The organism is Erwinia phyllosphaerae (assembly GCF_019132875.1).
GTDB classification, from domain to species: domain Bacteria; phylum Pseudomonadota; class Gammaproteobacteria; order Enterobacterales; family Enterobacteriaceae; genus Erwinia; species Erwinia phyllosphaerae.
Genome location: NZ_JAHSPF010000034.1, coordinates 1 through 545, shown reverse-complemented (window position 1 = coordinate 545; position 545 = coordinate 1). Strand labels below are relative to the sequence as shown.

Annotated in this window: 1 rRNA gene; it reads right to left on the bottom strand. The window is 54.7% G+C overall.

The window, feature by feature from the left end:
- Nucleotides 1–11: 11 nt before the first annotated feature.
- Nucleotides 12–545 (bottom strand): 16S ribosomal RNA (locus KUE00_RS21785); the annotation flags it as partial.

The following is a 545-nucleotide window of genomic DNA, read 5'->3' as shown; positions in this document are numbered from 1 at the left end:
GTATCTTCAGGTAAGGAGGTGATCCAACCGCAGGTTCCCCTACGGTTACCTTGTTACGACTTCACCCCAGTCATGAATCACAAAGTGGTAAGCGCCCTCCCGAAGGTTAAGCTACCTACTTCTTTTGCAACCCACTCCCATGGTGTGACGGGCGGTGTGTACAAGGCCCGGGAACGTATTCACCGTGGCATTCTGATCCACGATTACTAGCGATTCCGACTTCACGGAGTCGAGTTGCAGACTCCGATCCGGACTACGACGCACTTTATGAGGTCCGCTTGCTCTCGCGAGGTCGCTTCTCTTTGTATGCGCCATTGTAGCACGTGTGTAGCCCTGGCCGTAAGGGCCATGATGACTTGACGTCATCCCCACCTTCCTCCGGTTTATCACCGGCAGTCTCCTTTGAGTTCCCGACCGAATCGCTGGCAACAAAGGATAAGGGTTGCGCTCGTTGCGGGACTTAACCCAACATTTCACAACACGAGCTGACGACAGCCATGCAGCACCTGTCTCACGGTTCCCGAAGGCACTAAGGCATCTCTGCC